The following is an 18,686-nucleotide window of genomic DNA, read 5'->3' as shown; positions in this document are numbered from 1 at the left end:
TCTGCGCTTGAATCCTTTGGTGTGAGAGCCTGGATTCTACCGGTGGCTGGCCCTCTGCCTATCGTTTCAAGCGTTGCACTTATTCTATGAATTCAGGCGGGCTGGAACTACAACGACACTGATCGCCTGCAACTGGCCTATGAGCGCTTGCAGAGTGATGTCGACAGCCAAGTGCTCAATGAGCATGGTTCGTTCAGCTCCACCGTGACCTTTGCCCCGATGCGCAGCAATGCATTGATCGACACCAGCGGTGCCAAGGACAGCACGGATCGTGAACGTATCAGCCTGCAACACCGCTTCGCCCTGGATCTGGCCGCTGTGGATAACGTGAACTGGCAACTGAGCTATCAGAACAGTCAAATACGCCAGCAAACCGAACAAACCCGCCGCGTGTGGACCGCCGCTAACGCCGCCCCCACACCAACGCCAGGCACCCGCGAACGCTATCGCACCCGCGACTCACGTTACGAGGAAGACCTCTGGAGCCTGAATGTCCAATTCGACAAGCAGTTCCAAACCGGCAACGCCAATCACACGCTGATCTATGGCCTGGATGCCAAGCACCTGGAAAACAGCAACCTGCGCAAGGGCGGTGAGATTTTCACCGATACCGGCGCAGCCGTGCCTGTTTCGCCAACGGCAGAGCGCCTGCCCCTCAGCGACTTCCCCGACCCGACCACCGTGCAGTACGCGTTCTTCGTTCAGGACAGCATCGAAATCGGTCGCTGGACCTTGCTGCCGGGCCTGCGCTACGACCACTACACACTCAAACCTGACGTCACGCCCGAGTACCTCAACGCCAATCGCCAGGACCAGAATCCGTCCAATTACAGCGATCACGCGTTTTCACCCAAACTGGGCGTGACCTACGACCTCGACGGCACCCACAGCGTCTACGGCCAATACGCGGCAGGCTTCAAAACGCCGGAAGCGGTGGATATCTACGGAGAGTTTTCCAACCCGGGGCATGGCTACCAGTACCTGGCCAACAACAACCTGAAAGCGGAAAACAGTGACAGCTACGAAATCGGTCTGCGCGGCAAATATGATCAGGGCAGCGTCTCTGTGGCGTTGTTCTACAACCGCTACAAAGATTTTATCGAGCAAGTCACCACGGCTGATCCAACCGGCGCTGGCCTGCTGACTTATCAGCAACAGAACCTTGACCGCACCACCATTCGCGGTGCCGAGGCCAAAGGTGAACTGTTCCTTGACCAGTGGGGGCTCAACGGCTTCCGCGCAACCGGTGCCATCGCCTATGCACGCGGCAAGGATCACGAAAGTGGCAACGCGCTCAATAGCGTCGATCCACTGAAAGCCGTCATGGGTATCGATTACACCGCACCCAGCAGCAACTACGGTGCAGGCCTGACCTGGACATTGGTTGCCGCTAAGGAGCGGATTGATGACAGCCAAGCGGCCGCGGCGCGGATCAACGAGCAGTTCGCACCTTCCGGCTACGGCACACTTGACCTCAACGGCTGGTGGCAGGTTAGCGAACAGTTCTCGGTTAATGGCGGCCTGTATAACCTGACCGACAAACAGTACTGGCAGTGGGGCGATGTTCAAGGCTTGGACAGCCAATCCGTAGCCCTCGACCGCTTCAGCCAGACGGGCCGCCACGCCGCCGTCAACCTGATCTGGGAAATCTGATCCACCGCAGCTGTGCAACGCGTTCCACTTGGCGCAAGGATGCGCCCTCCTCTTTCACTTCCGCGCCAGAGCGGCATAATGCCGGCCTGTCGAGGAGGTTCCCATGTTGCGATTATGTGCACCGGATGAGTTGGCCGAAGGCCAGAGCCGGGGCTTCGAAAGAGCTACAGAGCAGTTATTTGCCGTGCGCAAGGACGGCCAACTGTATGCCTATCGCAATCGCTGCCCGCACCGTGGCATCCCGCTGGAATGGCAGCCCGACCAATTTCTCGATGTCAGCGCCAGCCTGATTCAGTGTGCCACCCATGGCGCGCTGTTTCTGATTGATTCTGGCGAGTGCGTCGCCGGTCCCTGCGCCGGGCAATCCCTACAGGCAATCGCCATTCACGAGGATGATCAGGCTATTTGGGTCGAGTTAGGCGACGCCTAAAGCCCTTGAGCAGCCAGCCGTTGAGCGTGTTCCACAAACAGCTTGACCGGCTCGGCTCCCTTGCCGACCAGGCCAAAGGTCTGATTGATGATATCGAAGTGATCCAGCGGGTACTGATCACCGATCACCGTGCCCAAGTGCGAGCTGTAACGCCCGACCATGCCATCACACTGCCCCACCTCACGCGTGAAGGTGCGCGCAAAAAGGCGGCAGGCGATATTCGGCCCGTCAAAGCGGTTACCGCCTTTATTGGTAATACCCGGCTGGATAGTGCCGGACCAGGAGTAGTAACGCACGCCGTTGACCTCAGCCGCACCTTCACCGCCCCAGACTTCAGGCAAGCCCTGCGGATGCTGCGTATTGAAAGCCGCGACGCCTTCGGTGCTTAGCGATTGCTGCGCCGCTGCCACATCCATCGGCAGCGGTTCACCCTTATACCCGCGCTCCAGCCAGGCCATGCACCGGGCTACAGCACGCAGCAGCGCACTCAGTGCACGTTCACGCAGGCTGCCGTGTGGCGCTTTACGGGCGAGAAAATCCGCCAGCTCCGACCCCTGATTAGGCCCGGCCACCGAAGTGACGGACGCCACCCACTCAGGCTTGAGCGCGGCGGCATAACGGGCCGTCAGCGCGCCCTGGCTATGGCCGATCAGGTGCACCTTTTCAGCCCCGGTTTGCGCCAACACATCGGCGATGCGCAGCAGCAATTGCTCACCGCGCACCTCGGTGGAATGCACCGATGACACCAGCACCGGAAACACCGTCGCGCCCAACCGGCGTAACGCGCTGACAATGCCGTACCAGTACGGATAACCGAGCAAGCTGATAAAGCCGAGCAGACCGGGGACGAGAACTAAGGGGTAACGGGGAGTAGATGACGATGTCATGGATAACCTTCCTGGTAGTCAGGGTGTTGAGCGCAGCACAACTGCGCCCGCTCAACCTTATGACCAGCATAACCATGGAAGGTTACGTACGCGCGTCTTCACACCGCTTGCGGCGTCACCACTGAAGGCGGCAGGCGGTAGATCCAGATACGCGTGAGAACCGTCTTGAACTGCCGCCACAGGCTGCCGTTGTTGTAGACCTGACCATAACGCTCGGCGATGGTGCGCACTTCAACGGCCAGCGCGGCATAGCGACGGGCCGGCAAATCAGGAAACAGGTGATGCTCGATCTGATGGCTGAGGTTGCCGGTGAGGATGTGAAACAGCGGCCCGCCGTTCAAATTGCTGGAACCGCGCAACTGGCGCAGGTACCAATGGCCACGGCTCTCGCCGACCACCGACTCTTTGCTGAACACCGCCGCCTGCTCGGTGAAGTGACCGCAAAAAATCACGGTAAAGGTCCACAGGTTACGGATCAGGTTGGCCAGCGCATTACCCGCCAACACCGCCAGCGCATTAGCGCCGATCAGCAGCGCCAGCAGCGGGAAGGCCAGATAATCCTTGCCCCACTGGCGCAGCACCTTGGCGTTGAACTGTTTGATCAGCGGGCGCGCCTCATCTTTGCTCAGCCTGCCCTTGTAGACCTTATCCAGACGCAGGTGCTGAATCGCCACCGAGTACTGAAACAGCACGGCCTGAATCGTCACCCACAGCGGCTGCCAGCGGTAAAATGGCTTCCAGCGCTGTTCAGGAAACAAGCGCACCAGCCCATAGCCGACGTCATCGTCCATGCCCAGCACATTGGTCCAGGTGTGGTGCACATGGTTGTGGGTGTGCCGCCAGAAATCGCTCGGCCCGGCAATGTCCCATTCATAGGTGCGCCCGGCCAGTTCGGGGTCGTTCATCCAGTCGTACTGGCCGTGCATGACGTTATGCCCCAACTCCATGTTTTCCAGAATCTTGCCCAGCGCCAGCAGCGCCGTGCCAAGCAGCCAGGTCGGGGGAAACCAACCCAGCATCAGCAAGCCACGCCCGCTCCAGCAGCAAAAGCGCACGGCCGCGCGGATACGCCGGATATAACGCGCGTCCGCCTCACCCAGGTCAGCTAGGGTGCGTTGGCGTAGGGCGTCCAGCTCCGCGCCGAAGGCATTCATTTCATCCACAGACAGTTCGCGATCAGCACGCATGGGGAGCACCTGAAGAGTTAGAGATCAATTTCAACATCCGAATGGGCCGCGCTGACGCACAGGCGGATCGGTTGGCCGGGTTCGCTGAACAAGGCGCCGCTGCGCATGTCGCGCACCGTGCCGCTGAGCAAGGTGCAGGTGCAACTGGCGCAGATACCCTGACGGCAACCATGCGCCGGCTGCAGCCCCTGTGCCTCGGCCCATTCGAGTAGGCTGCGCTGATTGTCTGCGGGCCGCTGCTGATGACTGCGCGCAAAGCCCAGTTGCACCGCGCGTACGCCATCCAGCGCCAATAACGCGGGCGGAGTGAACGCCTCGACCTGAAGCACACCGGGCAGTTGAGCGCCCTGCCACCACTGCTGCACCTGGCTGACAAACCCAGCCGGGCCGCACGCCAGCACATTGCCGGGTGCTGTCGCATTAAGCGCCTGTAGATGCGCGGCGTTAAAACGTCCGTTCAACACGGCAGCCTCATTCGCTTCGGCGGTCAGCGACCACTGCACCTGCAAGTTGGCATATTGCCCCTGCAAGGCCTGCAACTCCTCGACAAAGGCGCGCTGACCTTGCTCACGCACGTAATGCAGCAACGTAATCGGTGCGCTGAAACCCTTTGCCAGCGCCTGGCGCAGCAACCCCAGCAGCGGCGTGATACCGCTGCCTGCCGCCAGCAGCAGCACGCCTTCATTCGCTTGAGGCCAGTTCATCTCACCTTGCACCGGGCCCAGCTCAAGCAGATCGCCAACAGCCAGATGCTCAAGTAAAAAAGGCGAAACACGACCACCGGCCTGAAGCTTAATCGCCACCTGTAAGCGTCCGCCGGGCTGTACGGATGTCAGGCTGTAGGTGCGACTCAGGCGCACACCCTCGCGCTCGACAAACAGTTGCAGGTGCTGGCCAGGCGTTGCACCGGCCCAGTTGCCGTTGGCCTGCAGGCTGAGTTGGAGCATGTCTTCAGCCACCCACTGACGCGCGGCAACTCGGGCAAAAACGCGATTCAGGCGCAGCGCCGGGTGCATGCGCGCCAAGCAGAAATCAATGTCAGCCTCACGCAGCCAGCCCCGCGCAGCCAGCACACGCAGCGGCCACAACAGCGGTTTTAGCGCGCGCAACCAAGCAAAAGGAATAAGGGCCATGACGGACTCCAGTGAACAATCGTTCACTAGACTGGCAGAGCAAACCCACTCGGTCAACACTTGTACACTCAAACCGCTGCGCGGTCATGGTTCGACGCCTGCAAGCTGGCTTTGTTAGAGTGCAGCGCTGAATGCACACGCCGAGCCTCAACGTTTGAAACCACTACAACCGCGCGCCGAACAAAAACTGCAAACCCGCCACGCCCTGATGGAAGCCGCCCGCAGCCTGATGGACAGCGGCCGGGGCTTTGGCAGCCTGAGCCTGCGCGAAGTCGCGCGTTGCGCCGGCATTGTGCCGACCGGCTTCTACCGCCACTTTGCCGATATGGACGCCCTGGGCCTGGCCCTGGTGGCCGAAGTGGGGGAAACCTTTCGCGACACCATTCGCCAGGTGCGCCACCATGAATTTGAGTTGGGCGGCGTGATCGACGCGTCCGTGCGCATCTTTCTCGATGCCGTGGCGGCCAACCGCTCGCAATTTGTCTTTCTCGCCCGCGAGCAATACGGCGGTTCACTACCGGTTCGCCTAGCAGTGGGCGCATTGCGTGAACGCATCACCGCCGACTTGGTCGCCGACCTGGCACTGATGCCCAAGCTGCAGCACTTCGACCGCCCCGCACAAACCGTGCTGGCAGACTTGGTCGTCAAGACCGTCTTCGCCACCTTGCCTGAGCTGATTGACCCACCGGCTAATGCGCTGCCGCAGTTCGCCACACCTCAAGCCAAAATGATCGAACAGCTGCGCTTTATCTTTATCGGGGCTAAACATTGGCAAGGCTTAGGCCAGCAAAAAGACTGAGCGCACCAATCCACAGCCCACCAGCCACTCTTACACCTCACCGAAAAAGGCTCTGGCCCGGCATCATCGGCCATGCGTCAGCTTGGCAAGCCCCTTGCTCTATAAACCGGCATTGACCTGCCGGAAACTGCCCCATGTTGGTGATCCACAACCGTATTGCCGCCCAGCCGCACTGGGATGCCGAACTTGAACTGAGCTTCGAAGCCCGCAGCAAAAGCCGTCTGCGCTGCTTTAGCCGCACCGGTGAGGATGTCGGCCTGTTCCTTGAGCGCGGCCAACCCGCGCTGCACGATGGCGAATACCTGCAAGCCGAGGACGGTCGCATTGTCCGCGTGGTCGCCCGCCCCGAGCCCTTGTTGCACGTCACCTGCGCCAACCCCTTTGAACTGATGCGCGCCGCCTATCACCTGGGTAACCGCCATGTCGCCTTGCAACTCGGTGATGGCTGGCTGCGCCTGCCGGATGATTACGTGCTCAAGGCCATGCTCGAACAACTCGGCGCGACGGTCACGCTGATCGAAGCGCCCTACCAGCCAGAACAAGGCGCTTACGGTGGCGGCCATCACCACTCCCATGCCGGCGATGCCGAATTCAGTTACGCGCCGCGCCTGCATCAATTCGGTGCACGCAAATGAATAAAGCCTGGCAATTATTAAGAATCGCCAGCCCGCAGTTACCCATCGGCGGCTACAGCTACTCGCAGGGCTTGGAAATGGCGGTCGAACAGGCCGTGGTGCATGACGAAGACAGCGCCCAACGCTGGATTGCCGATCAGTTGCTACTCAATCTCGCCCGTTTTGAAGCACCGCTGCTGCTCGCCCATTGCCAGGCCGCCGCGAGCGAGGACTGGCTGCAACTGCGTGCATTGGCCGAGCAGCAACGGGCCAGCCGGGAAACCCGCGAGCTGCGCCTGGAAAGCCGGCAGATGGGCTACTCCCTGCAACAACTGCTTAGCGGTTTGCCGGAGCTGGATCAGCAGGCGCAGCAGCTGTTTAGCGAACTGGATGAGCCCGGCCTGGCCGTTGGCTGGGCGCTGGCCGCACGGGCATGGCAGATCGCACCGCAGGACGCCCTCGCCGCCTGGCTCTGGGGCTGGCTGGAAAACCAACTGGCGGTGCTGATGAAAACCCTGCCGCTGGGCCAGCAAGCCGCGCAACGCCTCACCTCGCAGTTGCTACCGCTGCTTGACCACGCGCAGCACCAGGCAAGCGAACTCGAACCCGAACACTGGGGCAGCGCCGCCTTTGGCCTGGCCCTGACGAGCATGGCGCACGAGCGCCAATACAGCCGTTTATTCCGCTCTTGAAGATAAGGATGATTCACAGATGAACAGCCAACCTCTGCGTATTGGTATCGGTGGCCCGGTCGGCTCCGGCAAAACCGCCCTGACCCTGGCCCTGTGCCTGGCACTGCGCGAGCGCTACAACCTGGCCGTGGTGACCAACGACATCTACACCCAGGAAGACGCGCAGTTTCTGGTGCGCAACGAAGCCCTGGCACCGGAGCGGATCATCGGCGTGGAAACCGGCGGCTGCCCGCACACCGCCATCCGTGAGGACGCCTCGATCAACCTGGAAGCCGTCGACCAGCTCAACCGGCGCTTTCCGGGCTTGGACCTGATCATCGTCGAATCCGGCGGTGACAACCTATCGGCCACCTTCAGCCCAGAGCTATCAGACCTGACCATCTACGTGATCGATGTCTCCGCCGGCGACAAGCTGCCGCGTAAAGGCGGCCCGGGCATCTGCAAGTCCGACCTGCTGGTGATTAACAAAATCGACCTAGCCCCACTGGTCGGCGCATCGCTTGAAGTGATGGAACGCGACACCTTGAAAATGCGCGGCGAAAAACCATTCGTGTTCAGCAACCAGAAGATTGGCCAGGGGCTCGACCAGATCATCGCCTTTATAGAACAGCACGGCATGCTCAACGCCGCTTAACCCATTCATTCAGTCAAGGAGACACTCATGAACCTGCGTAAATCGCTGTTCGCCCTCGCCCTGTTCCTCAGCCCGGCCGTGGCCTTCGCTCATGCCGGCCACGATCATTCCGGCGTCATGGCTGGCCTGGCACACCCGGTATTCGGCCTCGACCACCTGCTGGCCATGCTCGCCGTCGGCCTGTGGGCGGCGCAGCAATCCGGCGCGGCGCGCTGGGCGCTGCCGCTGACCTTTGTTGGCAGCATGCTGATCGGCGGCCTGCTGGGCTTTAACGGCCTGGAAATTCCGTTGATGGAAACCGGCATCGCCGCCTCGGTATTGGCCTTTGGCCTGCTGGTGGCCGTGGCCATTCGCCTGCCGATGGTTGTCGCCGTCGCCCTGACCGCTCTATTTGCTCTGACCCACGGCGTAGCGCATGGCCTGGAGCTGCCGGCACTCACCAGCCCGTGGGGTTATGCCGCAGGCTTTGTTGTGGCCACGGCGGCCCTGCATGCCAGCGGCTATGCCCTGGTGCGCCTGCTGCCGCACGCGGCTGCGCCCCTGGTGCGCCTGCTGGGCGCGGCCTCGGCCTTGACCGGTGCCTGGCTGCTGGCGGGCTGATTGAGCACGGTGGCCTGTAGCCCGGATGCAATCCGGGGGTGAATGGCAAAATCCACATCAGCACCCAACGCAGATGAAATCCGCGGCAGGCCTGCCAAAGCGGGCACTGCCCCCGGATCTCATCCGGGCTACGCAACTGATTGGCCAAATCTAGCTCAACGCCCAACGCAGATGCCACGTGGCGCCAATGGCTACAGGCCTGACGTATTGGGTCTCTCGCCCGCGCTTAATGGCTTTGTCATAGTCGAGGTGTATTAAGCACAGCCACTCTGACCTACCTGGAACTTCCTCTATGTTGCGCGTTCTCCGCTTTATCGCCGTCCCCTTAATGCTGCTGGCCCTCGCGCTCGGCGTACTGGCGCTGACCAGCCAGCCGGCGCAAACGTCTGCGGTGCTGAGCACACTTGGCGATCAGCCGCTGGTGATTGCCCACCGGGGCGGCAAAGGCCTGTGGCCGGAGAACAGCCTGTTTGCCTTCGAGCGCGCCAGCGATCTGGGTGTGGACATGCTGGAGATGGACCTGCACCTGTCCAGCGACGGTGAACTGGTGGTGATTCACGACCGCACCCTCAACCGCACCACCAACGGCCAAGGCCGGGTCGCGGAGCACAGCCTGACGCAACTGCAAGCGCTGGACGCGGCCTATAACTGGACGGCCGATGGCGGCCAAAGCTACCCCTATCGTGGCCAGGGCATCCGCATTCCGACATTCACCGAGGTGCTGCAGCGCTTCCCGGATGCCGCCAAAGTCATCGAGATGAAAGTACCGGACGTGGGCATGGAGGCTGCGCTGTGTGAGGCCCTGCAAAGCCATCAACAAATTGACCGGGTAGTGATTGGCAGTTTTTACGACCGCAGCCTGCAACTGTTTCGTGAGCAATGCCCTGGCGTGGCCACCTCCGCAGGGCCAGGCTCAGTGCGCATGCTGGTGGCGCTTAACTGGGTCGGGCTGGGCAGCTTGCTCTCGCCCTCGTATCAAGCGCTGCAAATTCCCGAAGCCCACGATGGCTTGTTGATCGCCAGCCCCAGCCTGTTCAAAACGGCCAGCGAACGAGGCTTGAACATTCAGATGTGGACCATCAATGAACAGGCCGACATGCGCCGCCTGCTCGATAAAGGCGCGCACGCGCTGATCACCGACTACCCCGACCGCGCCTTACAAGTGCTGGGGCGTCCGACCCAGATCAATGCACTGGCCCGTGAATAGCCCGCTGCACAAAAAACAACCTAATTGCTTCAGGCCACGCCTACTGTGGCCTGAAGCCAAGCATGCGCAGCTTATCCACAGATCACTCCACAGCAACCTTGGATAAGTTATCCACCGCCGCCTAAAACGAATCACTAACACCTTGAAAACACGTGATTATTGCTTGACGCCAGCGCGTAAAAATGAGGCCAAGAGCCGCCCAGCGCCACTGATCAAAAAACAACCACATCACGCAAAGGCGCGCCTGGCATGGCCTGCAGATAGCCATACCAGAGTTATCAACAGCTCTACCCACAGTAGTCGTGGACAACTTTGGCACTGCCTTAAAAACGCCTGAATAACCAGCCTAACCTGTTGTTTCTGCAATAAATATCTCGCTGATCAAAAAACCACCAACGCCTTCAATCGCCCAGCCAACAGGGGCTGCAGGTAGCTGCACCCACCTTATCCACAGTTCGCTCCACAGTCTTTGTGCACAACTGTTGAAAAGCCAAAACGCGGCTGTGCATAAACCAGCAATCGAGCCCAGGCTATGGGCCTGATCGAAACAATCAACAGCCGAGCCAGCGGCTACAGGGGTAACGTCTTTTAACCAACTCAGGAGACGCACCATGCCCCTCAATGACTTGTTACGCAGCCTGCTTGCCGCCTATGCCAGTGGTGCCAGTGGCAGCAGCCGCGACTAGCCTAGGTGCGGCCCTATCGGAGTGCTGTAGCCGCTGGCGGCTGACTCACGTATAAGTCTGCGCCATTGCGCCGTCGACTCGCCGTGCGCCAACCCCCGACTACCTCGCTCTTGGAAAGGAATCTGCACATGGCCGGCGCCAGCCTTTTAACCCTGCTCGATGACATTGCCAGCGTGCTTGATGACGTGGCGCTGATGACCAAAGTGGCCGCCAAAAAAACAGCCGGTGTACTCGGCGACGATTTGGCATTAAACGCCCAACAGGTCAGCGGTGTGCGTGCCGAGCGTGAACTGCCCGTGGTGTGGGCAGTGGCCAAGGGATCATTCAGGAACAAGCTTATTCTGGTTCCAGCCGCGCTGCTGATCAGTGTTGTCGCACCGTGGGCGATCACCCCGCTGCTGATGTTTGGCGGCGCCTTTCTGTGTTACGAGGGGTTTGAAAAGCTCGCGCATACGTTTTTTCACCCTAAAGCCGATGCGCAAGCGCAGCATGAAGAACGCTTAAACGCTGTAGCCAATCCTGATGTGGACATGCTGGCCTTCGAGAAAGACAAGATCAAAGGCGCAATCCGCACAGACTTCATCCTCTCCGCTGAAATCATTGCCATTACCCTGGGCACTGTCGCGGCGGCCAGTTTCGCCAAGCAAGTCGTGGTGCTGTCTGGTATCGCCATTGTGATGACCATTGGCGTGTACGGGCTGGTTGCCGGGATCGTGAAACTCGATGATGCCGGCCTTTACCTCAACCAGCGCAGCGGCAACAGCCTAAGCACCCGCTTGCAGCGAGCACTTGGGCGCAGCCTGTTGCTGACAGCGCCGTACCTGATGAAAGCCCTGTCAGTGGTGGGCACAGCAGCCATGTTTATGGTCGGTGGCGGCATCCTCACGCACGGTGTGCATGCCGCGCAGGTGTGGATTGAGCAATTGGCGCAGAGCCTGGCCGCCAGCAGCGGCTTGCTCGCAGCGCTGCTGCCCAGCCTGCTGAGCGCGGGCGTCGGGGTGATCGCCGGGGCCGTCGCCCTGCTACTGGTCACACTCGGCAGCCGTCTTTGGAAAGCCGTTAAACGCTGAATTTTAGCCAGACAGCGGCATCACCGTTACCTGCACCTCGGGGTCGTGACTGCCGCCACCAAGAATCACCCCGCGCAGCGGCGAGACATCGGCAAAGTCGCGGCCCCAGGCCAGGGTGATGTGCTCCAGCGCCGGGCGGATATTGTTGGTCGGGTCAAAATCCACCCAACCGTGCTGCGGGCAAAACACCGAAATCCAGGCATGCGAAGCATCTGCGCCGATCAGCCGAGGCTGACCGGGCGGTGGCTGGGTCAGCAGGTAGCCGCTGATGTAGCGTGCGGACAGACCGAGCGAACGCAGGCAGGCAAGCATCAGGTGGGCGAAGTCCTGACACACGCCACGGCGCTCTTCCAGCACCTGCAACAAAGGCGTGGCCACTTGTGTGGCGGCGGCATCGAAGCTGAACTCGCTGAAGATTTTCAGCATCAAACCATCCACCGCCGCCAGCAGCGGGCGACCGGGGCTAAAGCACTCGGCGGCGAAATCAGCAAACACCTGCTTGAGGTGAACGTAGGGCGATTCGAAGCGAAACCGCGCCGCGTCCAGCACGCCCGGTGCGAGCGGTTGGCCGCTGTAGCGCAAGGCGCTGCAGGCCGCTTCCCAGGCCGGCGAGTCCTGCACGTTTAACGCGGGCCGGGCCAGCACTTCCACTTTGAGCCGTGCACTGACTTTTAGCTCGTTGTGCGGGCGCTCAAACACCAGCCGGGTCAGCGGATTGCCAAACACATCCAAGGCGTCCTGGCGCTGGCAGGGCAATGGGCTGACCAGCAATTCCTGCTCATGGTTACGCTGCCAGGGACAGTCACGCGGCCACAGGTGCGCCAACTGCTGGGCCAGGGTCACGGAGCTGGCGTAGCGGTAATGGGTATCGTGAAGAATTTGATAAAACGCACTGCTCATGAGGATTGCGTCCGCTGGCTGGCATCAACATGGGCGAAGAAACGCAGGCCCAAACGGTCGGAAATATCGGCACTGGCCTCGCTGATGCGGGTGAGCAAGGTGGCCAAACCCTCAAGCACGTCCTGCACACTGGTGGCACCAAACAATGGGTTTTCCAGGCTGGCCAGGCTAAAGCGTGCCAGTTGCCCCTCCAGATGCTGCAGGCGGCGCTCGGTGGGCAACTCGAAACCAGCCCCTAGGCGCTCCAGCGAGCGCAGCAAGGTGCGCATCTGAAACAGCACAGCGTGCGGGTTTTGTTCATCGAGCAGCAGCAAGTCCAGCACCGGGATCAACTGTGCCGAAGCGAGGTAACGGGTGCGGTAGGTGATGCTGCTGTTGCCCAGTTCCAGCAGCCATTCCAATGCGGACTGGTCGTGCGCGGCGCTGCTACTGAGAACGTTGGCCAGGCTGTCGCAGAGAAACTGCAAGCGCTCGATGCAGCGACCGATCATCAAAAAACGCCAGCCGTCATCGCGGGTCATGTCGTCCAGGGCAAAGCCCGACAAGGCGGCCAACGACAGCAAGACACGGTCGAGGAAATCCAGCAGCTCGCCCAGATCATCCTGCGTCCCGCTGAGTGACTGCGCCTCACGCTGCAGTTCGAGCAACGCCTGCCAGTTGGCCTGGGACAGCTTGCCGCGCACGCGGCCCGCGACCCATTGCAGCCGTTGCAGGTTACTGCGCAGGCTCTGCGGCCAATCTTCACCGAGCAGGGCTTCAAGCAGGCGCGTTTGTAACTCGCCGCTGTCGGCATCCGGCAACAGTTCCAGGCTCTGCGCCAGGCTCAGGGCTGACTGCAGGGCCTGTGGGTCATCGTCGTCATCGACATAGCGCGCCAACATGATGCGCAACAGGCGCGCACTGTCTTCACAGCGCTCGCTGTAACGACCGAACCAGTAGAGGTTTTCCACCACGCGCGAAGGCAGGTAGGGGTCACTGCGCACCAGATCCGCCACACCCAGCGGGCGCAGCCACTGCCAGGGCTCGCCACCGGCATGCCGTTCGCCGAGCACCCAGGTGTCTTTACTGGCACCGCCGCGCTGCATGGACACCACTTCGGCATCCGCATCAGCAGCCACGCGGGTCAGACCACCGGGCATGACTCGATAACCGCCATCAGCGCTGGCCACGGCAAACACCCGCATGCCAATGGCACGCGGGGCCAACTGGCCTTCTTCAGGCTGCCAGACCGGGGCCAGCGATAACTTGGCACGGGCTTGGGCGACATAAGCATAGGGCCGCGCTTTAAGGCGTTCGGCCAACTGCGCTCGCTGGGCGTCATCCAGATCACGGCCAAACACCGGAGCAAAGCTTTGCGAAGGGAAGCTGGCGCGCACCAGCAACTCATCCAGCTTCTCCAAGGCCTTGTCCAGCACCGGTGGCTCACCGCACCACCAACTGGCAATACTCGGCAGCAGCAGTTCTTCGCCGAAGAGTTTTTCTGTAATGGCCGGCAAAAAGCCCGGCAAACCCGGAGACTCCAGCACGCCGCTGCCCAGAGCGTTGGCCACCAGCACATGGCCCTGACGCACCGCTTCGAGCAGGCCGGGCACGCCCAAGGCCGAGTCGGTGCGCAGCTCCAGCGGGTCGCAGAAGTCATCATCCAAGCGGCGCAGCACGGCATGCACGCGGCGCAGACCGGCGAGGGTTTTCAGGTAGACCTTGGCGTCGCGCACGGTCAGGTCACTGCCTTCCACCAGCGGATAGCCAAGCTGACGCGCCAGGTACAGGTGCTCAAAGTAACTTTCGTTAAAACGACCCGGCGTGAGCAGCACCACCAGCGGCGTTTCACCCGCCGTCGGTGCCTGTCGCGCCAGGGTGTCTTGCAAGGTGCGGAAGAAACCCGCCAGGTATTGCACGCGCAGATCTCGGTATAGCTCGGGAAACGCACGCGAAACGATCTGCCGATTCTCCAGTGCATAACCCGCACCGGAAGGTGCTTGCGTGCGGTCGGCCGTGACCCACCAGCGACCATCCGGTGCGCGCGCCAGGTCCACGGCATACAAGTGCAGGTAAGTGCCACCCAGCGGTTGCACGCCCTGACAGGGCCACAGGTAGTTGTTGTGGCCAAACACCAGTTCAGCGGGCAACAGGCCGTCGGCCAACAGTTGCTGCGGGCCGTACAGATCAGCCAGCACGGCGTTGAGCACACCGGCACGCTGGGCCACGCCAGCGGCGATCTGCTGCCACTCTTCGGCGGGAATCAGGTTGGGCAACAGGTCCAGCTCCCACGGGCGATCAGCCCCATCGGGATCGGCGTAAACGTTGTAGGTCACGCCGTTTTCCTGAATCTGCCGCGACAACAGCGCCTGGCGCTGTGCAAGCTGCGCCGGGCTGCTGCGTTGCAAACGCTCCAGCAACACCCGCCAATGCGGGCGCACCTTTCCTTCGGCGTCGAACAGTTCGTGGTAGGCCCCGGGTGTCAGGGGGTAGTCGGCAAGCAGGTCGGGCATGGCAGGCTCGGCAGTGGCAAGGCAATACGGCTTTACGCTCCCCTCTCCCATTTATGGGAGAGGGGCCGGGGGAGAGGGCTGAAAACACCGCGAAGCGACACGTTTTCCCCTCTCCCTAACCCTCTCCCCAAAGGGGCGAGGGAACTGGTCGCGGCAGCCGTCATTCAAGTGCGAAACATTACGTTAAACGAGGCGCAGGTCCAGGGTCATGGGCATTTCATTATTGTGAATCGGTGCCAGCAGCGGACGTTTGCCCGGGCTGTGGCCCAAGCGGAAGAAGCGCGCCAGCCGGCGGCTTTCGGCCTCGTAGGCATTCACCGGCAGGCTGTCGTAGTTGCGCCCGCCGGGGTGGGCGACATGATACTGGCAACCGCCGAGCGAGCGCTGCATCCAGCTGTCCACCAGATCGAATACCAACGGCGCGTGCACTTCGATGGTCGGGTGCAGGCAGTTGGCCGGTTGCCAGGCGCGAAAACGCACGCCGCCGACAAACTCGCCGACTTTGCCAGTGGGCCTTAGCGGCACGGGCACGCCGTTGCAGGTCAGCACGTAGCGATCACTCGGCAAACCGCTGAGTTTCACCTGCATGCGCTCCAGCGAGGAATCGACATAGCGCACCGCGCCACCGCCGCCGCCCTCCTCGCCCAGTACATGCCAGGGCTCCAGCGCCTGGCGCAATTCCAGCTCGATACCTTTGACGTTGAAGTCGCCGGATTTAGGGAAGCGGAACTCGAAATGCGGCGCAAACCACTCGTGGCGCAAGCGGTAGCCGCTGCCATCCAGTTCTTGCAGCACGTCGGCAAAATCCTGCTCGATAAAATGCGGCAGCAGGTAGCGGTCGTGCAGTTCAGTGCCCCAGCGCACCAGCCGCGCCGGTTTGTAAGGTTCACGCCAGAAGCGCGCGATCAAGGCGCGCAGCAACAGCTGCTGGGCCAGGCTCATCTGCGCATGGGGCGGCATTTCGAAGGCGCGCAACTCCAACAAACCGAGACGCCCGGAGGCTGAATCTGGCGAGTACAGCTTGTCGATACAAAACTCGGCGCGGTGGGTGTTGCCGGTCACGTCCACCAGCAGGTTGCGCAGCAGGCGGTCGACCAGCCAGGGCTGGCATTCGCGACCGGCTTCGGGCATTTGTGCAAAGGCGATTTCCAGCTCGTACAAGGCATCGTTACGCGCCTCGTCGATGCGCGGCGCTTGCGAGGTCGGCCCAATAAACAGACCGCTGAACAGGTACGACAACGACGGGTGATTGTGCCAATAGCTGATCAGGCTGCGCAGCAAATCCGGGCGGCGTAGAAACGGCGAATCCGCCGTAGTCGCCCCTCCCAGCACAAAGTGGTTGCCGCCACCGGTGCCGGTGTGGCGTCCGTCGATCATAAACTTCTCGCTGGAAAGACGGCATTCGCGCGCCTGCTCATAGAGAAATTCGGTGCGCTCGACCAGCTCATCCCAACTGGCGGCCGGGTGGATGTTTACCTCGATCACGCCGGGGTCGGGCGTCACGCGGAAGAACTGTAAACGTGGATCGAGCGGCGGTTCATAGCCTTCGAGCAGCACCGGGCACTTCATCTCGGCCGCCGTGGCTTCGATGGCCGCGACCAGTTCCAGATAGTCTTCCAGGCGCACCAGCGGCGGCATAAACAGGTACAGCTTGCCGTCACGCGGTTCAGCACACAGCGCCGTGCGCACCACGCCCGCCGCCGATTGGCCCAGCAGCGGCCGCTTGTTGGCACTGGCCGCTTTGCCGGACCAGACACCGCGTAGCTGCGGTTTGATCTGCGCCGCTGCGGGGAGCGGGGCAAAACTTTGGGTCGGGTCTTCCGGGTTGATGTAGGGGTAGTCGGCGTCGCTCACCCAAGGCTGCGAGTCCAGTGGCAGGCGATAGCCCATGGCTGAATCACCGGGAATCAGCCGACAGTGCTCATCGCGCAAAAACCAGCTACCACTCTGCCAGCCGAGCTGCTTGGCATGCCGGGCCAGCGGCAGGATGTGCCCCACCACCTTGTCCAGCCCCTGCTCGAACACCTTGCGCAGGCGCTCACGCTCCAGCGGATCGGCCAGCCGCGAGTCGTCGGCTGTGACGTTGCTGGGCAACTTGCGCTCACGCCATAGGTAATAGAAGCGGTCTTCATAGGCGGGTACACGGTACTTGCCATCCACACCCAGACGTTCAGCCAGCCGGGTGATAAAGTCGGCGGCCTTGCTCGCATCAACGCCATAGTCGTGCTGTTCATCGGCATACAGCGCCGGGTTGTGCCAGATTGGTTCACCATCGCGCCGCCAGTAGGCATTCAGCGACCAGCGCGGCAGTTGCTCACCGGGGTACCACTTGCCCTGACCGAAATGCACCAGCGCGCTCGGCGCATAGTGCTCGCGCAGGCGATGGAACAGGTCGGTGGCCAGACGGCGTTTGTTCGGCCCCAAGGCGGCGGTGTTCCATTCCGGGTCATCGGGGTAATCGAGGGCGACAAAGGTGGGCTCGCCGCCCATGGTCAGGCGCACATCCTGCGCTTGCAGGTCTTCATCGACCTTTTGCCCGAGGCTGACAATCGCCTGCCATTGCTCGTCGCTGTAGGGCTTGGTGACACGCGGCGCTTCCCAGATGCGCTCCACCCACATTTTGTGGCTGAACTCGCACTCGCATTCGTCCACGCCGCCGCTGATCGGCGCGGCCGAGGATGGCTCCGGGCTGCACGCCAAGGGGATATGACCCTCACCGGCGAACAGGCCGCTGGTTGGGTCCAGGCCGATCCAACCGGCACCCGGTAGATAAACCTCGCACCAGGCATGCAGGTCGGTGAAATCCACCTCGGTGCCGGACGGGCCGTCGAGGGCTTTGACATCGGCCGTGAGCTGAATCAAGTAACCCGAGACAAAGCGCGCCGCCAGCCCCAAATGGCGGAACAACTGCACCAGCAGCCAGGCTGAGTCGCGGCAGGAACCCGAGGCTTTTTCCAGGCTTTCTTCCGGGGTTTGCACGCCCGGCTCCAAGCGAATCAGGTAGCTGATGTCGGTGGACAAGCGCTGATTGAGCGCTACCAGAAAGTCCACGCTGGGCGTCGGCGTCAGCTCGATGCCCGCCAGGTACTTGGCGAACAGTTTGCCGGCCGGCAACTTGACCAGATAGGGCGCAAGCTCCAACTGCTCTCCTTCGGTGTAGGCAAAAGGGATTTTCTCGGCGTAAGGCTCAAGGAAGAAATCGAACGGGTTGAATACCGCCATTTCGGCGACCAGATCGACCTCAATTTTCAGCTCGCGGGTTTTCTCAGGGAACACCAAACGCGCCAGGTAGTTACCCTGGGGGTCTTGCTGCCAGTTGATAAAGTGCTCGCCCGGCTCGACCTTCAAGGCATAGGACAACACCCGGGTACGGCTGTGCGGCGCTGGGCGCAGGCGCACCACCTGCGGGCCGAGGTTAACTGCACGGTCGTAGCGGTAGTGACTGACATGGTGCAAGGCGATATGAATCGACACAGTGGGCCTCCTGCGAGCCTGGGCGATACACCAGTAACGCAAGACTTATGCCAGCGCCCCAGGCCAGCGCTGGCGCGGCCTGCCGCGCTTACCCACAACAAGCGCGCACCACAATAGAGCCAGGCATGCCCCATGCCTGCTGCGGCGCACGAAAACAGGTCATGCGCTGATCTCATGGCACCGCCAGATCTGTGGAAGGGGCCGCTTTAGCCGCGATAACAGCTCGCC

General features: G+C 61.6%; 16 protein-coding genes. 9 read left to right on the top strand and 7 right to left on the bottom strand.

All coding sequences use genetic code 11. The annotated features are described in order from the left end of the window. The first annotated feature begins 90 nt into the window (after nt 1–90). Together AUK77_RS15590 and AUK77_RS15585 are read left to right on the top strand one after the other, a co-directional pair. Complete coding sequence (locus AUK77_RS15590; protein WP_363079414.1) at nt 91–1,653, top strand: TonB-dependent receptor; 1,563 nt, start codon at nt 91–93, stop codon at nt 1,651–1,653. Nucleotides 1,654–1,756: 103 nt separating this feature from the next. Further along, nucleotides 1,757–2,083, top strand: a complete 327-nt coding sequence (locus AUK77_RS15585) for a Rieske (2Fe-2S) protein (protein WP_296131356.1) — start codon at nt 1,757–1,759, stop codon at nt 2,081–2,083. Here AUK77_RS15585 and AUK77_RS15580 read toward each other — a convergent pair. The 3 genes from AUK77_RS15580 to AUK77_RS15570 all read right to left on the bottom strand — a co-directional run bounded on the left by AUK77_RS15580 (nt 2,080) and on the right by AUK77_RS15570 (nt 5,290). Next, on the bottom strand, nt 2,080–2,970 hold the full coding sequence (locus AUK77_RS15580) for a triacylglycerol lipase (RefSeq protein ID WP_296131354.1): 891 nt from the start codon (nt 2,968–2,970) through the stop codon (nt 2,080–2,082). The two genes, AUK77_RS15585 and AUK77_RS15580, sit on opposite strands and share 4 nt — an antisense overlap. Before the next feature lie 98 nt (nt 2,971–3,068). Further along, a complete protein-coding gene (locus AUK77_RS15575) occupies nt 3,069–4,157 on the bottom strand; it encodes a fatty acid desaturase (protein ID WP_296131351.1) in 1,089 nt (362 codons plus the stop codon). 17 nt (nt 4,158–4,174) lie between these two features. Next, the gene (locus AUK77_RS15570) at nt 4,175–5,290 is read right to left on the bottom strand and encodes a ferredoxin reductase (RefSeq protein ID WP_296131349.1); all 1,116 of its coding nucleotides are present in this window, start codon (nt 5,288–5,290) and stop codon (nt 4,175–4,177) included. Nucleotides 5,291–5,498: 208 nt separating this feature from the next. Between AUK77_RS15570 and AUK77_RS15565 the strand changes: the two genes are divergently transcribed. The 6 genes from AUK77_RS15565 (at nt 5,499) to AUK77_RS15540 (ending at nt 9,836) form a co-directional block, all read left to right on the top strand. Continuing rightward, nucleotides 5,499–6,089 (top strand): TetR family transcriptional regulator, encoded by a 591-nt coding sequence (locus tag AUK77_RS15565; RefSeq protein ID WP_296131366.1) that lies wholly within the window; start codon nt 5,499–5,501, stop codon nt 6,087–6,089. 134 nt (nt 6,090–6,223) lie between these two features. Then, the gene (ureE, locus tag AUK77_RS15560) at nt 6,224–6,724 is read left to right on the top strand and encodes an urease accessory protein UreE (protein WP_296131346.1); all 501 of its coding nucleotides are present in this window, start codon (nt 6,224–6,226) and stop codon (nt 6,722–6,724) included. Further along, nucleotides 6,721–7,395 carry an urease accessory protein UreF gene (locus tag AUK77_RS15555; protein WP_296131341.1) on the top strand — a complete coding sequence of 225 codons (675 nt, stop codon included), beginning with the start codon at nt 6,721–6,723 and terminating at the stop codon, nt 7,393–7,395. Before ureE ends, AUK77_RS15555 begins: the two co-directional genes overlap by 4 nt. A gap of 19 nt (nt 7,396–7,414) precedes the next feature. Further along, complete coding sequence (gene ureG, locus AUK77_RS15550; protein ID WP_296131338.1) at nt 7,415–8,029, top strand: urease accessory protein UreG; 615 nt, start codon at nt 7,415–7,417, stop codon at nt 8,027–8,029. 27 nt (nt 8,030–8,056) lie between these two features. Beyond that, the gene (locus AUK77_RS15545; RefSeq protein WP_296131335.1) at nt 8,057–8,629 is read left to right on the top strand and encodes a HupE/UreJ family protein; all 573 of its coding nucleotides are present in this window, start codon (nt 8,057–8,059) and stop codon (nt 8,627–8,629) included. 292 nt (nt 8,630–8,921) lie between these two features. Then, nucleotides 8,922–9,836: a glycerophosphodiester phosphodiesterase gene (locus AUK77_RS15540; protein ID WP_296131333.1), complete on the top strand. Its 915-nt coding sequence runs from the start codon at nt 8,922–8,924 to the stop codon at nt 9,834–9,836. Between the two features lie 346 nt (nt 9,837–10,182). On the opposite strand, the gene AUK77_RS15535 is transcribed toward AUK77_RS15540, so the two are convergent. Then, nucleotides 10,183–10,449, bottom strand: a complete 267-nt coding sequence (locus AUK77_RS15535) for a hypothetical protein (protein ID WP_296131330.1) — start codon at nt 10,447–10,449, stop codon at nt 10,183–10,185. Between the two features lie 201 nt (nt 10,450–10,650). Here AUK77_RS15535 and AUK77_RS15530 point away from each other — a divergent pair, with 201 nt between their 5' ends. Further along, on the top strand, nt 10,651–11,592 hold the full coding sequence (locus AUK77_RS15530; RefSeq protein ID WP_296131328.1) for a DUF808 domain-containing protein: 942 nt from the start codon (nt 10,651–10,653) through the stop codon (nt 11,590–11,592). Between the two features lie 3 nt (nt 11,593–11,595). Here AUK77_RS15530 and AUK77_RS15525 read toward each other — a convergent pair whose 3' ends face one another. The 3 genes from AUK77_RS15525 to AUK77_RS15515 form a co-directional block, all read right to left on the bottom strand. After that, a complete protein-coding gene (locus tag AUK77_RS15525) occupies nt 11,596–12,492 on the bottom strand; it encodes a transglutaminase family protein (RefSeq protein WP_296131325.1) in 897 nt (298 codons plus the stop codon). Further along, nucleotides 12,489–14,984 (bottom strand): circularly permuted type 2 ATP-grasp protein, encoded by a 2,496-nt coding sequence (locus AUK77_RS15520; RefSeq protein WP_296131322.1) that lies wholly within the window; start codon nt 14,982–14,984, stop codon nt 12,489–12,491. The genes AUK77_RS15525 and AUK77_RS15520 overlap by 4 nt, the downstream gene beginning before the upstream one ends. 183 nt (nt 14,985–15,167) lie before the next feature. After that, nucleotides 15,168–18,458, bottom strand: a complete 3,291-nt coding sequence (locus tag AUK77_RS15515) for a transglutaminase family protein (protein ID WP_296131320.1) — start codon at nt 18,456–18,458, stop codon at nt 15,168–15,170. Nucleotides 18,459–18,686: the final 228 nt, after the last annotated feature.

The organism is Pseudomonas sp. Ga0074129, from assembly GCA_001465025.1.
GTDB lineage: Bacteria > Pseudomonadota > Gammaproteobacteria > Pseudomonadales > Pseudomonadaceae > Aquipseudomonas.
This window is presented reverse-complemented; position numbering and strand designations above follow the sequence as displayed.

Excerpts from the sequence above, each read along its gene's own strand:
- AUK77_RS15585 (WP_296131356.1), top strand. The coding sequence starts at position 1,757 with ATGTTGCGATTATGTGCACCGGATGAGTTGGCCGAAGGCCAGAGCCGG.
- AUK77_RS15580 (WP_296131354.1), bottom strand. The coding sequence starts at position 2,970 with ATGACATCGTCATCTACTCCCCGTTACCCCTTAGTTCTCGTCCCCGGT.
- AUK77_RS15575 (WP_296131351.1), bottom strand. The coding sequence starts at position 4,157 with ATGCGTGCTGATCGCGAACTGTCTGTGGATGAAATGAATGCCTTCGGC.
- AUK77_RS15570 (WP_296131349.1), bottom strand. The coding sequence starts at position 5,290 with ATGGCCCTTATTCCTTTTGCTTGGTTGCGCGCGCTAAAACCGCTGTTG.
- AUK77_RS15565 (WP_296131366.1), top strand. The coding sequence starts at position 5,499 with ATGGAAGCCGCCCGCAGCCTGATGGACAGCGGCCGGGGCTTTGGCAGC.
- ureE (WP_296131346.1), top strand. The coding sequence starts at position 6,224 with ATGTTGGTGATCCACAACCGTATTGCCGCCCAGCCGCACTGGGATGCC.
- AUK77_RS15555 (WP_296131341.1), top strand. The coding sequence starts at position 6,721 with ATGAATAAAGCCTGGCAATTATTAAGAATCGCCAGCCCGCAGTTACCC.
- ureG (WP_296131338.1), top strand. The coding sequence starts at position 7,415 with ATGAACAGCCAACCTCTGCGTATTGGTATCGGTGGCCCGGTCGGCTCC.
- AUK77_RS15545 (WP_296131335.1), top strand. The coding sequence starts at position 8,057 with ATGAACCTGCGTAAATCGCTGTTCGCCCTCGCCCTGTTCCTCAGCCCG.
- AUK77_RS15540 (WP_296131333.1), top strand. The coding sequence starts at position 8,922 with ATGTTGCGCGTTCTCCGCTTTATCGCCGTCCCCTTAATGCTGCTGGCC.
- AUK77_RS15535 (WP_296131330.1), bottom strand. The coding sequence starts at position 10,449 with ATGGTGCGTCTCCTGAGTTGGTTAAAAGACGTTACCCCTGTAGCCGCT.
- AUK77_RS15530 (WP_296131328.1), top strand. The coding sequence starts at position 10,651 with ATGGCCGGCGCCAGCCTTTTAACCCTGCTCGATGACATTGCCAGCGTG.
- AUK77_RS15525 (WP_296131325.1), bottom strand. The coding sequence starts at position 12,492 with ATGAGCAGTGCGTTTTATCAAATTCTTCACGATACCCATTACCGCTAC.
- AUK77_RS15520 (WP_296131322.1), bottom strand. The coding sequence starts at position 14,984 with ATGCCCGACCTGCTTGCCGACTACCCCCTGACACCCGGGGCCTACCAC.